Source organism: Terriglobales bacterium, assembly GCA_035454605.1.
Classification (GTDB): Bacteria; Acidobacteriota; Terriglobia; order Terriglobales; family Acidobacteriaceae; genus DATMAB01.
Genome location: DATIGQ010000085.1, coordinates 1 through 13822 on the forward strand (window position 1 = coordinate 1; position 13822 = coordinate 13822).

At 63.8% G+C, this 13822-nt stretch carries 15 protein-coding genes; 11 read left to right on the forward strand and 4 right to left on the reverse strand.

The features are described 5' to 3' along the window. The 11 genes from VLE48_06270 to VLE48_06320 all read left to right on the forward strand — a co-directional run. Positions 1-961 (forward strand): tRNA guanosine(34) transglycosylase Tgt (locus VLE48_06270; protein ID HSA92600.1); only part of this gene is annotated, 961 nt, incomplete at its 5' end. Positions 962-1170: 209 nt separating this feature from the next. Continuing rightward, positions 1171-1506 carry a preprotein translocase subunit YajC gene (gene yajC, locus VLE48_06275; GenBank protein ID HSA92601.1) on the forward strand — a complete coding sequence of 112 codons (336 nt, stop codon included), beginning with the start codon at positions 1171-1173 and terminating at the stop codon, positions 1504-1506. A gap of 39 nt (positions 1507-1545) precedes the next feature. Further along, positions 1546-3162 carry a protein translocase subunit SecD gene (gene secD, locus VLE48_06280; protein HSA92602.1) on the forward strand — a complete coding sequence of 539 codons (1617 nt, stop codon included), beginning with the start codon at positions 1546-1548 and terminating at the stop codon, positions 3160-3162. Between the two features lie 14 nt (positions 3163-3176). Continuing rightward, the gene (gene secF / locus VLE48_06285; protein ID HSA92603.1) at positions 3177-4406 is read left to right on the forward strand and encodes a protein translocase subunit SecF; all 1230 of its coding nucleotides are present in this window, start codon (positions 3177-3179) and stop codon (positions 4404-4406) included. A 162-nt stretch (positions 4407-4568) separates the two neighbouring features. After that, positions 4569-5246 (forward strand): energy transducer TonB, encoded by a 678-nt coding sequence (locus tag VLE48_06290; protein HSA92604.1) that lies wholly within the window; start codon positions 4569-4571, stop codon positions 5244-5246. A gap of 166 nt (positions 5247-5412) precedes the next feature. Next, complete coding sequence (locus VLE48_06295) at positions 5413-6177, forward strand: MotA/TolQ/ExbB proton channel family protein (GenBank protein ID HSA92605.1); 765 nt, start codon at positions 5413-5415, stop codon at positions 6175-6177. A gap of 21 nt (positions 6178-6198) precedes the next feature. Next, positions 6199-6663 carry a biopolymer transporter ExbD gene (locus VLE48_06300; GenBank protein ID HSA92606.1) on the forward strand — a complete coding sequence of 155 codons (465 nt, stop codon included), beginning with the start codon at positions 6199-6201 and terminating at the stop codon, positions 6661-6663. 12 nt (positions 6664-6675) lie between these two features. Further along, positions 6676-7116 (forward strand): biopolymer transporter ExbD, encoded by a 441-nt coding sequence (locus tag VLE48_06305; GenBank protein ID HSA92607.1) that lies wholly within the window; start codon positions 6676-6678, stop codon positions 7114-7116. Between the two features lie 25 nt (positions 7117-7141). Continuing rightward, complete coding sequence (locus VLE48_06310; protein ID HSA92608.1) at positions 7142-7954, forward strand: tetratricopeptide repeat protein; 813 nt, start codon at positions 7142-7144, stop codon at positions 7952-7954. 100 nt (positions 7955-8054) lie between these two features. Beyond that, positions 8055-9605: an acetyl-CoA carboxylase biotin carboxylase subunit gene (gene accC, locus VLE48_06315; protein HSA92609.1), complete on the forward strand. Its 1551-nt coding sequence runs from the start codon at positions 8055-8057 to the stop codon at positions 9603-9605. After that, complete coding sequence (locus VLE48_06320; GenBank protein HSA92610.1) at positions 9602-10105, forward strand: biotin/lipoyl-containing protein; 504 nt, start codon at positions 9602-9604, stop codon at positions 10103-10105. The genes accC and VLE48_06320 overlap by 4 nt, the downstream gene beginning before the upstream one ends. A 3-nt stretch (positions 10106-10108) precedes the next feature. On the opposite strand, the gene hslU is transcribed toward VLE48_06320, so the two are convergent. From hslU to VLE48_06340, 4 genes are all read right to left on the reverse strand, one after another. Beyond that, positions 10109-11491: an ATP-dependent protease ATPase subunit HslU gene (gene hslU, locus VLE48_06325; GenBank protein HSA92611.1), complete on the reverse strand. Its 1383-nt coding sequence runs from the start codon at positions 11489-11491 to the stop codon at positions 10109-10111. A gap of 33 nt (positions 11492-11524) precedes the next feature. Continuing rightward, on the reverse strand, positions 11525-12067 hold the full coding sequence (hslV, locus tag VLE48_06330) for an ATP-dependent protease subunit HslV (GenBank protein HSA92612.1): 543 nt from the start codon (positions 12065-12067) through the stop codon (positions 11525-11527). 885 nt (positions 12068-12952) lie between these two features. Continuing rightward, positions 12953-13390 carry a CBS domain-containing protein gene (locus VLE48_06335; protein HSA92613.1) on the reverse strand — a complete coding sequence of 146 codons (438 nt, stop codon included), beginning with the start codon at positions 13388-13390 and terminating at the stop codon, positions 12953-12955. 123 nt (positions 13391-13513) lie between these two features. Further along, positions 13514-13822: amidohydrolase family protein (locus tag VLE48_06340; GenBank protein HSA92614.1), on the reverse strand; the 309-nt coding region annotated here is incomplete at its 5' end.

Genomic DNA, 13822 nt, shown 5'->3' on the forward strand with positions numbered 1-13822 from the left:
CGCCCTGCTGACCGATTCCGGCGGATACCAGGTCTTCAGCCTGAACGAGCTGCGTAAGCTGAGCGAGCAGGGAGTGGAATTCCGCTCTCACCTCGACGGCTCCACGCACTTCTTCACCCCGGAAAGCGCGACGGCGGCACAGATCGCGCTGGGCGCGGACATCATCATGGCCTTCGACGAATGCACGGAGTTCCCAGCCGATGAGCGGCGGGCGCGCCAGTCCATGGAACTGACACTGAGGTGGGCGGAGCGGTGCAAGAGGTACTTCGACGAACACAAGGGTGAGGTGCCGTGGGGTTCCGAAATAAGGATGCTCGCGTCGCGCGCTCAGCCCGCAAAAGGCGGCGGGCGCGCGGTCGCTCGCCCAGGTCCTTCGCTCGGCGAGGAGCAAATGCGCCTCGCTCAGGATGACACGCAGGAGGGAGGAGCGACGAGTCAAGCGCTATTTGGCATCGTTCAGGGCGGGATGCATGCCGATTTGCGGCGGGAGTCGGCGGAGAGGACGGTAGAAATCGGTTTTGACGGATACGCCATCGGGGGGCTGAGTGTAGGTGAGCCGCGGACCTCTACGCGGGAAATGGTCGAGGCCACGCTGCCGTATCTTCCCCCGGACAAGCCGCGGTACCTGATGGGCGTAGGGACACCGGAGGAGATTGCCAGCTATGCGGGGATGGGCATCGACATGATGGACTGCGTGCTGCCCACGCGGGCAGCACGCCACGGCCTGCTCTACACGTCCGAGGGCAAGGTGCAGATCAAGAGCGCCCGTTACGCGCAGGACGAAGGGCCGATCGATCCGCAATGCGGGTGCCGGGTGTGCGCCCGCTATTCGCGCGCCTATCTCCGGCACCTGTACGCCAGCGGCGAGCCGCTGGCGGCGGTGCTGAACACCCTCCACAACCTGGCCTTCTACCTTGACACAATGCGGCGCGTCCGGCATCCTATAAAACTTGGGGATTGAGCCGGATTTCCGTCCGGTGACTGCAAGACAGCCTAAGGCTCCCCGCGAATCCATCGGAAAAAGGGCAGGTCCAAGATTCCGGCCGTACCAGCGACAGCCTAGTGAGCAAGGCCAGGACGCCGGGAGAGCCGTTTCAGAATTTTCCAGGTGACAGGCGAAGCGGCAAAGCGCTCCGGGTGCGCTTGGACGCCTGAAGAAGCGTTTTCAGTTTGACGGTCTGGCACAGTTTCGGATTCTTAGTGTGGCAGCAGCAGCGCGGCGGGGAAGGCGGCGGCTGGCTGTTGTGGCTGCCGCTGGTCTTCATCTTTGCCATCTTCTACTTCCTGCTCATCCTGCCGCAGCAGAAGCGGCAGAAGAAGTGGCAGGAGATGCTGGGCAACCTGAAGGCCGGGGACAAAGTGGTGACCAGCGGAGGCATCCGCGGCACCATCATCGGGCTGCGGGAGGATTCCATCCACCTGCGGGTGCCGCCGGATAACCTGCGGCTGGAGATTGCGCGGTCGGCGGTGGTTTCCGTGGCCCAAGCTGAGGAAAGCAAGAACTAGCGGGAGAAACCGAGAGATTCGTAGGGCGACTCATCCTTCATGAAGAAGAACCTGCTGGGCAAGACGATTTTTGTCGCCGTGGTGGTGCTGGCGTTCGCCTTCGGCATCATCGGCATACCCAAGAGCTGGGACGGCAAAGGCCTGGCGGCCAGCATCCAGAGCCGCATCCACCTGGGCCTGGACCTGAAGGGCGGTACCCACCTGATCCTGCAGGTGGTGGTGAACGAAGCGGTCAAGTCGGAGTCGGACCGGGTCATCGAGCGGCTGAAAGACGAGTTGCGGCGTGCCAACATCGTGTACGCCGAGATCCGTCTGCCCAACGAGAAGGACGAGCCGGAACTGATCGAAATCGCAGGCGTTCCGCCGGAGTCGAGCGGAGAATTGCGGCGCGTGGTGGCCGACATGCTGCCGGACTGGGACATGCTCAGCGGGGCGGAGAACCGCTGGACGCTGCGCATGAAGCCGCAGGCGCTGGCGCAGCTGAAAGAGCGCAGCGTGCAGCAGGCCATCGAGACTATCCGCAGCCGCGTGGATTCGCTGGGAGTGAGTGAGCCGGTGATCCAGGAGCATGGCCTGGGCCAATACCAGATCCTGGTGCAACTGCCGGGCGTGGACGACCCGGCGCGGGTGAAAGACATCATGCAGTCGACGGCGCTGCTGGAAATCCGGCAGTCGCTGGGCGGTCCTTATGGCAGCGAGCAGGAGGCGATGGCGGCCAACGGCGGCATCCTGCCGGCCGACGCGGTGCTGATGCGGGGTGCGACCAGCGCGCGCCGTGAGGGCGGTCCGCAGGAAGAGTGGTACCTGATCTCGCGCGCTTCGGCGGTGGCGGGGCAGGAATTGCGCGACTCCCGGCCCACGCGCGACGAGTACGGCCGGCCGGCCGTGAACTTCACGCTGACGGGCGAGGGCGGCCGTCGTTTCTATGCCTTCACCAGCGCGCACGTAGGCGACAGCCTGGCCGTGGTGCTGGACAACCGGGTGGTGGAGGTCGCGCGCATCGAAGAGCCGATCCGCGACCAGGGCCGCATCACCGGCAGCTTTACGGATCAGCAGACACAGGACCTGTCACTCAAGCTGCGCTCGGGCGCGCTGCCGGCTTCCATCCAGTATCGCGAGGAGCGCACGGTGGGGCCGTCGCTGGGCGCGGATTCCATCAAGGACGGCGTGAAAGCGGCCATCATCGGCCTGGTGGCGGTGATGATCTTCATGCTGCTCTACTACCACTGGGCGGGCATTAACGCCAACGTGGGCCTGCTGCTGAACCTGGTGATCCTGCTGGGATTCCTGGGGCTGAGCGGGGCCACGCTGACGTTGCCGGGCATCGCGGGAGTGATTCTCACCGTGGGCATGGGGGTGGATTCCAACGTCCTCATTTTTGAGCGCATCCGGGAAGAATTGCGCAGCGGCAAGACGCCACCCTCGGCGGTGGACCAGGGGTTCGCACGCGCCTGGCTCACGATCGTGGACACGCACGTGACCACCATCGTGTCGGCGGCCATCCTGTTCATCTTCGGCACCGGACCGGTGCGCGGTTTCGCGGTCACGCTGACCTTCGGTCTGCTGGCCAACCTGTTTACGGCAGTGTTCGTTTCGCGGGTGATCTTCGACTCCGTGTTGCAACGCAAGGAGCGGGGCGCGGCCCTGAGCATCTAGAAGAAGGACGACGAGTGGAACTGTTTCGCAACGCGAACTACGACTTTCTGGGCCGGAAGTGGCTCTTCATGGGCGGCTCCGCGATCCTGCTGCTGGTCGGCCTGGTTTCCATGGGCGTGCGTGCGGGCTCCTGGCGGGTGTGGGAAGGTGTCCCGCTGGGGGTGGATTTCAAAGGCGGCACGCTGGTGTACGTGAAGTTTGCGCACGCCCCGAATGAGGACCAGATCCGGGCCGACATGCAGGAGGCGGGGCTGGCCAACGCCCGCATCCAGCGCTATGGACAGCCGGCCAACAACGAAGTCATCATCTCCCTGGAGCAGAAGGCGACCAGCGAGGAGGCCCTGGATCAGGGCAAAGTGGCCATCATCCAGGCCCTGAGCAAGAACATCCCCGCGGGCAAACTCGACTTGAACAACACCGGCGTCCAGGTCTTAGAGGAGCGTCTGCTGGCGCGCGACCCGCTGCGGGCCGGCAGCGATGCCGCCACGCGCTACGCCGAAGTGGCGAGAGACATCGCCGCCTATCGCGACCAGGAACGCGGCGGTGTGCTCCGCTCGGTGGAAGAGCTGAGGGGACACGTCGATGCCGCCGTCCTGCCGGTGCTGCAGGAAGAGTTTTTTGTTTCCGACTTCGGGGTTCGCAACGTGGAGATCGTGGGCGCGCAAGTGGGCGCCCAGCTCCGGCGGCAGGCCGTGCTGGCCACCCTCTACGCGCTGGCCGGCATGCTGATTTACATTGCGGTGCGCTTCGAGCCGGTGTACGGTTCCGCCGCCGTCCTGGCTGTTTTCCACGACACCCTGATCACCATCGGGGCCTTCTCCCTGGCCAACAAGGAGATATCGCTGACGGTCATCGCCGCGATCCTGACCCTGGTGGGCTACTCGATGAACGACACCATCGTCATCTTCGACCGGGTGCGGGAGAACCTGAAGCTGATGCGCCGGGTGGCGCTGGCGGAGGTAGTGAACAAGAGCATCAATCAGACCCTGAGCCGCACCATCCTGACTTCGGGCCTGACATTCCTGACGGTGTTATCCTTGTACCTTTTTGGGGGCGAGGTGCTGAACGGGTTCTCCTTCGCCTTGGTGGTGGGGATTTTGGTGGGGACCTACTCCACCTTCGGGATCGCGGGTCCGCTGGTGGTGCTGTACTACGAGCGGAAGGGGTCCAGGGAAGGAAGGGGCCCGGTGCCGGTGACGGCCGATTCCAAGCGGGAGCGAGAAAAAATCCGCGCAAAGGCGTAAGATACTGGACCTCGCCGGGGGCCCAGGGGGGGACTGACCAAAGGAGGTCCCTGCGGTGTCTAAGGGTAGTGAGGGAGTGCAGGCAAGGGAGAAAAGGCCATGTTTGAAGACAGCCTGATCGAATCTACAAACAGGTTCAGAACCAAGCAGAAATGGACGACCATGCTGTCGTTCGTGCTGCAAAGCTTCCTGATCCTGATTATGATCCTCATCCCCCTCATCTACACCGAGGCCCTGCCCAAGACACAGCTCACGACCTTTCTGGTGGCGCCACCGCCGCCTCCGCCGCCCCCACCCCCGCCGGCAGAGGTGATCCGGGCGGTCAAGGTGGTGCAGACCGACATCATCGACGGGCAGCTCCGTTCGCCGACCAAGATTCCCGAAAAAGTAGCCATGATCAAGGAAGAGGAAGCGCCCCCGCCGGTGTCATCGATGAGCGGTGTGGTGGGTGGCGTACCCGGCGGCGTGCCCGGCGGTTCGATGGGCGGAGTGCTGGGCGGCATTATCGGCTCGACCACGGTGGCCGTGCCCAAAGCCGCCACCCCGCAGCGCATCCGGGTATCGCAGGGCGTGGTAGAGGGCAACGCCATCAGCCAGCCCAAGCCCTTGTATCCGTCGATGGCCAAGATGGCCCGCGTGCAAGGCCAGGTGGTGCTGCAGGCCATCATCAGCAAGACGGGAGTCATCGAGAATCTGCGTGTGGTCAGCGGCCACCCCATGCTGCAGCAGGCAGCGCTGGACGCGGTACGGCAGTGGCGCTATCGTCCGTACCTTCTGAACGGCGAGCCGGTGGAAGTGGAGACCACGATCACGGTCAACTTTACGCTGGCCGGTGGTTAAGCGAGTTGAAGCGGGAAGGCGGCCCGCCTTTCCGGTGACGTGTTCAAGGCTGGGAACCGGGCGGGCGGAGGCCCGGAACGGCGCGAGCCCACCCGGCAAGGTAATATCACGGCCGCAAAAGACTGCAGTCGGTCTTACGAGGTTCTGAGGAGGAGAAAACCGAGTCATGGTGCTTACAAACTTAACAACCTTTGTTCTCACCCAGTCGCCCCTGGTGGCGATGTGGATGCTCCAGGAGGGCGGCGGCCAGGTGGGATGGGATCCGATCTCGCTGTGGAGGCAGATGGGCTGGCTGGCGCGCATCGTGGTGGTGATCCTGTTCATCGAGTCGGCGTGGTCGATCGGGGTGATGATCGACCGCTGGATCGCCTACAGCGCGGCCCGCAAGCAGTCACGGGTGTTCGCTCCGCAGGTGGCGGGTGCGCTGCGCGAAGGCAAGCTGGATGAAGCCATCCGGGTGGCCGAGCGCAACAAGAAGAGCCACCTGGCCAAGGTGGTGACGGCGGGCTTGCAGGAGTTCCGCGCGCACGCCGAATCCACCGAGCTGGCGGGCGAGCAGATCGAGGCCTCCAAGCGCGCCCTGGAGCGGGCGCAGGCCATCGTCCATGCCGAGCTGAAGCGCGGCCTGGGCGGACTGGCGACCATCGGCGCCACGGCCCCGTTCGTCGGCCTGCTGGGCACGGTGGTGGGCATCCTCAACGCCTTCAAGCAGATTTCCGAGCAGAAGGCGACCGGTCTGGGCGCCGTGGCGGGCGGCATTTCCGAAGCCCTGGTGGCCACCGCCATCGGGCTGTTCGTGGCCATCCCGGCGGTGATGATGTACAACTACTTCTCCAGCAAGGTGGAAGCGTTCGACGTGGAGATGGATAACTCCTCGAGCGAGCTGATCGACTACTTCCTGAAGAAGCGGCAGGTCAAGCGGGCGTCGTAAGACGGCCGAGGGAGTCGAAGCATGGCAGTCAAGCGCAAGTTGCCGATCAACTCCGATATCAACGTGACGCCGATGGCGGACGTGATGCTGGTGTTGCTCATCATCTTCATGGTGGTCACGCCCATGTTGCAGAAGGGCGTGAGCGTGGACCTGGCCAAGACCGATAATCCGGTCCAGATGCCCGACGCCGACAAAGAAGACGCTTTGCTGATCGCCGTGATGCGTGACGGCAAAGTGTTCTTCGGCACCGAGCAGATCAATCCCGACGAGCTGACGCAGCGCGTCAAGGACCGCATCGCCAACCGGGTGGACAAGCGGGTGTACATCCGCGCCGACGCCCGGGCGCGGTACAAGAACGTGGTCGAAGTGGTGGATAACGTGCGCTCGGCGGGCGTGGACCAGCTCGGCCTGCTGACCGAGCAGCGGCGTCCATTGGCCGGCAAGGAAGGCGCGGCGCCTGCCGGCGGGACCGGCGGTCAGCCGTAAGAGGAGACAAGTATGGCAATCTCAATCGGTGGACCGGGAGGCGGTCCCAAGTCCGACATCAACATCACGCCGCTGATCGACGTCATGCTGGTGCTGCTGGTCATCTTCATGGTGATCACGCCGCTCACGCCGAAGGGCTTGGATGCGCTGGTACCCCAGCCGCCCCCACCCAACCAACAGCCGCAGCCGCCTACCGTGGATCGCACCATCGTGGTGCAGCTGATCAAGGGGCCGGGCCGCCCGACGCTGAAAATCAATCAGGACGAAGTCACCTGGGAGACGCTAAAAACCCGCCTGGAGGATGTTTACAAGACGCGCGCCGAGCGGGTGATGTTCGTCAAGGCAGATGATGACGTCGAGTTCGCCGAAGTGGCGCAGGTCATCGATATTGCGCACTCCGCTCAAGTGGACAAGGTGGGCCTGATCACGGCCAGGATCGAGGCCGGCCAGTAAAGCCCGTCAGGGAGAACCAACCGAGATGAGAATCGCACAACGCATCCTGCTGGTCGCGGCTCTGGCTATGCTGGCGCTGGGCGTTTCCGGCTGCAACAAGCTCAAAGCCCGCGATCGCCTGAACAAGGGTGTGCAGGCCTACAAACAGGCCAAGTACGAAGACGCGATCGAGCGCTTCAAGGAAGCCGTCGAGCTCGACCCCCAGCTCAAGAACGCCAAGCTCTACCTGGCCACCGCCTATGCGCAGCAGTTCATACCGGGAGTGGAAAGCCCGGAGAACATGCGCACCGCGGAGCTGGCCATCGAGCAATACTCCAAGGTGCTGGAGAACGACCCCCGCGATCTCACCAGCCTGAAGGGCATCGCCTCGCTGTACTTCAACATGAAGAAGTTCGACAAGTCGAAGGAATATCACCGCAAAGTGCTGGAAGTGGATCCCAACGACCCTGAGACCTACTATTCCATCGCGGTGATCGACTGGACGGAGAGCTACGCGCTGCGCATGGAGAAGCGGGCGGCGCTGGGCCTACAGCCGACCGAGGCGCTGAAAGACAAGAAGGTTTGCGCGGAGGTGGTGCAGGCCAACTCCGAGCGGGTGGAGGAAGGGATCGACCTGCTCAAGAGGGCCATCGACATCCGTCCGGACTACGACGACGCCATGGCCTATCTCAACCTGCTCTACCGGGAGAAGGCCGACTTCCAGTGCGACAACCCGGAGATGCGGGCCGAGCTGCTCAAAATGGCCGACGAGATGGTAGAGAAGACGATGGCCGTGAAGCAGAAGCGGCTCGAGGAAGCGGAGAAACACGCGCCCGGCGGCGTGGTCATCAACCAGTAGTTGTTGGTAGTCCTCCTCAGAAGGCAGGGCCCCTCGATGCGAGGGGCCTTTCCTTTTAGAATCGAGACGCCGCCCAAGAGCCGCCTGGGGGCAGCCATCCATGTTCCGCAAGATCCTGGTCGCCAATCGGGGTGAGATCGCGGTGCGCGTGCTGCGCGCCTGCCGCGAGATGGGCATCGCCACGGTGGCCGTGTACTCCGAGGCCGACCGTGCGGCGCTGCACGTGCGGCGCGCGGATGAGGCCTACTGCATCGGGCCGGCGGCCGCGGCGGAGTCCTACCTGGACGTGGGGAAGATCCTCGAGGCCGCCCGGCGCAGCGGGGCCGAGGCCATCCATCCCGGCTACGGCTTCCTTTCCGAAAACGCTCGGTTCGCGCGCGCCTGCGCGGACGCGGGCGTGAAATTCATTGGCCCGACGGCCGAGGCCATGGAACGCATGGGCTCGAAGACGCGGGCCCGGCAGGCCATGGAGCAGGCCGGGGTACCGCTGGTGCCGGGAACGGCGCGCGGTCTGGCATCGGTCGAGGAAGCGGGACAGGTTGCGGCCAAGGTCGGTTACCCGCTGCTGCTTAAGGCTGCGGCCGGGGGAGGCGGCAAAGGCATGCGCCGCGTGAACACTCCCCAGGAACTCGCTGCCGCGTTCCGTGACGCCCAAAGCGAGGCTGAGCGCGCCTTCGGTGATGCCGAGGTGTACATCGAGAAGCTGCTGGCGCGGCCGCGTCACATCGAAGTCCAGGTGCTGGGCGATGAGCACGGCAACCTGGTTCACCTGGGGGAGCGCGAGTGCTCCCTGCAACGCCGCCACCAGAAGGTGGTCGAGGAATCGCCTTCGCCCCTGGTGGATTCCGGGATGCGCCGCCGGATGGGTGAGGCGGCAGTGCGCGTGGCGCGCGCCGCCGGCTACACCAGCGCCGGCACGGTGGAGTTCCTGGTGGATGCCGACCGCAACTTCTACTTCCTGGAGATGAACACCCGGTTGCAGGTGGAACATCCGGTGACGGAACTGGTGACCGGGCTCGATCTGGCGCAGTGGCAGATCCGCATCGCCGCGGGCGAGAGCCTTTCCTTCGCGCAGGATGAAATCCAGATGCGGGGCCACGCCATCGAGTGCCGCATCTACGCGGAGGATCCGGACAACAACTTCTTCCCCTCGCCGGGAAGAATCACGCGGCTGCTAACGCCGTCGGGTCCGGGCATCCGGGAAGACAGCGGCATCTACGAGGGCTGGACCGTGCCCCTGGAGTACGACCCGCTGCTCTCGAAGCTGGTGGCGTACGCCCCGACGCGGGCGGAGGCGGCGGCGCGCCTGACCCGCGCCCTGGACGAGTACTTTGTGGGAGGCATCAAGACCACGTTGCCGCTGTTCCGGCGCGTCTTGCGCAATCCGGATTTCCTGGCCGGGGAGCTCGACACGGGTTTCCTCGACCGGCTGCTGGAAGCGGGCGAAGAAGCGCCTACGTCCGCGGCCGATGGTCTGAGCGCCGACCAGATCGCCGCCATCGCCGCGGCGGTATTTCAAGCCGGAGGACGAATGGCGACGCAGCCGCTGGGCATCAGCGCGAACGGGTTCGGCGCGCGTCCTGCGGCCGGGGAGCGTCCCTCCGGATGGAAGCAGGCGGCGCGACGGGAGGCGCAGCGCGAACGGGAATGACCTACGAAGTACGCATCGACGGCCAAACCTACCGCGTGGAGCTGGAGCGCGGCGACCAGCCCAACGGCTGGCGCTGCCGCCTGGACGGCCGGGAGCTGGAGCTGGACGCTGTCTTTCCCGAGCGCGATCTGCTCTCGCTGCTGGTCGGGGGGCGCTCCTACGAGATTCAGCGGGAAATCGTGGGCAGTGATGTGCACGTGGTGCTGGCCGGCGTACGCCGACAGGCGGAAGTGCGCGACCCGCGCACCCTGAAGTCGCGGCGCACGGGCGCGGCGGCAGGCGGCGGCCCCAGGAAGCTGGTAGCGCCCATGCCCGGCAAGGTCGTGCGGCTGCTGGTAGCGGAGAACGACGCCGTCGAGGCCGGACAGGGCTTGATGGTCATTGAAGCCATGAAGATGCAGAACGAGCTCAAGTCACCGAAGAAAGGCGTGGTGCGGAAGATTCTGGCCAGCGAAGGCGCGGCGGTAAATGCCGGGGAGACGCTGGCGGTGGTGGAGTGAGAGCTACAGGATGTAGCGCGACAGATCCTGATCCTTGACGATGTCGGCCAGCATCTTGCGTACGTAGTCGGCGTCCACAGTGATCTCGCGCTGCTTCATCTCCGGGGCCTCGAAGCTGATCTCATCGAGCACGCGCTCCATGATGGTATGCAGGCGCCGCGCGCCGATGTTCTCCGTGGATTCGTTCACGCGGAAGGCGAAGCGCGCCACTTCCTGCAGCGCCTCCGGGGTGAATTCCAGCTTCAGGTTCTCAGTCTCCAGCAGCGCGGTGTACTGCTTGACCAGCGACGACTTGGGCTCGGTCAGGATGCGGATGAAATCCTCGATAGTGAGCGAGTGCAGCTCCACGCGGATGGGAAAGCGGCCCTGCAGCTCGGGGATGAGGTCGCTGGGCTTGGAGACATGGAAGGCGCCGGCGGCGATGAACAGCACGTGGTCGGTGCGCACCATGCCGTAGCGCGTGTTCACGGTGGTGCCTTCGACGATGGGCAGGATGTCGCGCTGCACGCCTTCGCGCGAGACGTCAGGGCCGTGGCCGCTCTCGCGCCCGGCGATCTTGTCGATCTCATCCAAAAAGATGATGCCGCTCTGTTCCACCCGCTGCAGGGCGGTGCGCTGCACCTGATCCATATCCACCAGGCGCTGCTCCTCTTCCTGCACCAGGTAGTCCATGGCTTCGCTGACCTTCATCTTCCGCTTCTTGGTGCGCTGGCCGAAGATGTTGGGCAGCATGTCCTTCACGTTGATGTCCATCTCCTCGACGCCCTGGTTGGAGACGATCTCGAAGGTGGGGAACGATTTCTCGCGGACCTCGATCTCCACCACGCGGTCATCGAGCTTGCCTTCGCGCAGTTGCTGGCGCAGCTTCTCGCGGCTGCGGGTGTAGCTCTCGCCACCGTCGCCGGAGGCGCCAAAGCCCGGGGCGGAGGGCGGCAGCAGCAGGTCGAGCAGGCGCTCTTCGGCGTTGAGCTCGGCGCGGTCCGCCACGTCCTCCAGCTTTTCCGCGCGCACCATCTCGATGGAGATCTCCACCAGGTCGCGCACCATGGACTCCACGTCGCGGCCCACGTAGCCCACCTCGGTGAACTTCGAGGCCTCGACCTTGAGAAAGGGCGAATTGGCCAAACGGGCCAGGCGGCGGGCGATCTCCGTTTTACCGACGCCGGTGGGGCCGATCATGATGATGTTCTTGGGCATGATCTCTTCCGCCATGTCCGACGGAAGCTTCTGGCGGCGCATGCGGTTGCGCAGCGCGATGGCCACGGCGCGCTTTGCCGCCTTCTGCCCTACGACGTACTTGTCCAGCTCGCTGACGATCTCGCGCGGCGTCAGCTCGTCCAGGACGACCTGTTCTTCCTCCGCGGTTCCGGGTAAGTAGATGGCCATGGCCTCGTGCTCAGTTCCCACAGGGCGGAACGCTTACAACTCCTCCACGGTAATGTGCTCATTGGTATAGATGCAGATTCGGGCGGCGATCTTCATGGCTTCCTCAACGATTCTTCTTGCCGGCAACTGGGTGTGCTCGTAGAGCGCGCGGGCGGCGGAAAGCGCATAAGGCCCGCCGCTGCCGATGGCCGCGATGCCGTCATCGGGCTCGATGATGTCTCCAGTGCCGCTGATGAGGTAGGTCGTGGTCTTGTCCGAAACGAGAAGCAACGCTTCGAGGTGCCGGAGAATCTTGTCCGTGCGCCAGTCCTTGGCCAGCTCCACGGCCGCCCGTCCCAGGTTGCCATGGACCTGCTCGAGCTTCGATTCGAAACGGCTGAAGAGCGAGAAGGCGTCCGCCGTGGAGCCGGCAAAGCCGGCCAGGATCTTGTCCTGGTAGAGCCGCCGGATCTTCCTGGCCGTGTGCTTGAGGACGTCGTGGCCGACGGTGACCTGCCCGTCGGCAGCCATGACCACGGCGCCATCGCGGCGCACGCACAGGACGGTGGTGGAACGCACTGGTAGCGTCTTCTGCATGAGCGCAATTCTTGATTATAGCAGTGGGCTAGCGCGGGCCATCATGTGAACGAAAGGAGGCTACCGTCGAAAAAGCCTGAGAACCTCTACTGACTCTATCTTGCCTTCGCGACTGATAGTCAGCGTGTGTTCCTGAAGGACGGGCTCCTTTGTCAGAAGCCTATGTCCGATCACCCAGTACCTGATAGGGCTTAGCGTCTTGACTGAAACCTTGAATCCACTCTCGTTCGCTTGAGATGTTGAAGCGAAGTCAGTCTTCGGTCGTTGGGCTAGGAAATCTTTCCACCATCTTTCAAACTCCTTCTGCCAATGTCGTTCAGAACCGTAGGCCGAACGGAAGTTGCTCTCTGCTAGTTGTTTTACACTGAAATCTGAGTGTACAAGCCGAAGAGCGGGATCATCGTACCTCGTTTCGGGCCCTGAAATGAGCTCAAGGTAAAACTCAACATAGTTTCGTGCTTCGTCCTCCGTCGACAAGCGAACGCCTAGTGCGTTGGCCATGCGCCCAAATTCTTGGGCGGAATCCTCGAAGCCCGAAAGAAGAAAAGCTTGCCCATCGGACCGCGAAATTGCGACGTACCATCGAGGATCCGCATCCACGGTTACAACGCACGACCACTCGGCAGTCTTTTCCTGCCGTGGCAGGCATCCATTACGACTCACTTCGAAAACGTAAATCCCCAGAGACGCCGTGAAGTCGAGAAACTGCTCCTCAAATCGCTCACTACGTCGAGGAAAGACTAGAGTGTGCTCACCTAATCTTTCGCGGAGGGCAGATACTGCCCTTGATCGAGCCTGTTCATCGGTTAATTCAGCAGCGAAGGCAGAGCAAGAAGAGGCTAGGACAAGGCACAGCCCAAGTACCGCACGCTGAGCGCACATGCTTCACCCGCCCTGGGCGTCGTTGGTCAGCGAGGTTTCCAGCGCATCCAGTTGATGGGAAAGGTCGTCCACCAGCGACTGCAGCAGGTTGCGGATAGAAAGAATGCCCAGCAGCCTGCCGTTGGCGTCGGCGACGGGGAGGTGGCGGATGTGGCGTTCCAGCATGACGTTGAGCGCTTCGCTGGCGGACATCTCCAGGCCCGCCATCTCCACCGGCGTGGTGGCCAAGTCTTTGACGAGAGTGCGCGCAGGATCCTTGCCGCTGAGGGCGAATTTCTGCAACACGTCGCGCTCGGTGAAGATGCCGGCTACCAGCCCCTGGTCATCCACCAGAGCGACCGCACCCACACGGTGATCGAGCATGGCCTGGATGGCGTCCTTCACGCTGGCCTTCATGCCCACGGTGGCCGGTGCTTCATCGCACAGCTTCAGGATGCCCATAGCTCACCTCCCTGGCCGATTTGGAAGCCTGCATTATGCTCCGGAACGGCCGCGTGTCAATAGCCGGCGGATGAAAAGATTCACCGCCGAGACCGCCGAGCACGGCCGAGGTGATATGAGCGATTACTTCTCAGATCGCATATCGCAGATCGCACATGAGTAGATCTTTCCGTCCTTCATCACGAACTTTACCCGTTCGAGCTCCTGAACGTCTTTCAGTGGATCTCCCGCGACGGCGATGACATCGGCGTAGGCGCCGGGCGCAATCACGCCCAGCTTGCCCTGCATGCCCAGCAGCTCCGCGGCGCGCGAGGTGGCCGAGCGGATGGCCTCGGCCGGCGTCATGCCGAACTCCGCCATGCGCGTGAACTCCTGCGCCATGGGCTCGGTCCAAGGAAAGCCACCCGTATCGGTGCCGAAGGCGATCTTCAC

Bases quoted from the DNA above. Each gene is read 5' to 3' on its own strand.
- VLE48_06335 (HSA92613.1), bottom strand. From the start codon at position 13,390: ATGGGCATCCTGAAGCTGTGCGATGAAGCACCGGCCACCGTGGGCATG.
- VLE48_06295 (HSA92605.1), top strand. From the start codon at position 5,413: ATGGTGCTTACAAACTTAACAACCTTTGTTCTCACCCAGTCGCCCCTG.
- VLE48_06290 (HSA92604.1), top strand. From the start codon at position 4,569: ATGCTGTCGTTCGTGCTGCAAAGCTTCCTGATCCTGATTATGATCCTC.
- hslV (HSA92612.1), bottom strand. From the start codon at position 12,067: ATGCAGAAGACGCTACCAGTGCGTTCCACCACCGTCCTGTGCGTGCGC.
- VLE48_06320 (HSA92610.1), top strand. From the start codon at position 9,602: ATGACCTACGAAGTACGCATCGACGGCCAAACCTACCGCGTGGAGCTG.
- VLE48_06305 (HSA92607.1), top strand. From the start codon at position 6,676: ATGGCAATCTCAATCGGTGGACCGGGAGGCGGTCCCAAGTCCGACATC.
- hslU (HSA92611.1), bottom strand. From the start codon at position 11,491: ATGGCCATCTACTTACCCGGAACCGCGGAGGAAGAACAGGTCGTCCTG.
- VLE48_06300 (HSA92606.1), top strand. From the start codon at position 6,199: ATGGCAGTCAAGCGCAAGTTGCCGATCAACTCCGATATCAACGTGACG.
- secD (HSA92602.1), top strand. From the start codon at position 1,546: ATGAAGAAGAACCTGCTGGGCAAGACGATTTTTGTCGCCGTGGTGGTG.
- accC (HSA92609.1), top strand. From the start codon at position 8,055: ATGTTCCGCAAGATCCTGGTCGCCAATCGGGGTGAGATCGCGGTGCGC.
- VLE48_06310 (HSA92608.1), top strand. From the start codon at position 7,142: ATGAGAATCGCACAACGCATCCTGCTGGTCGCGGCTCTGGCTATGCTG.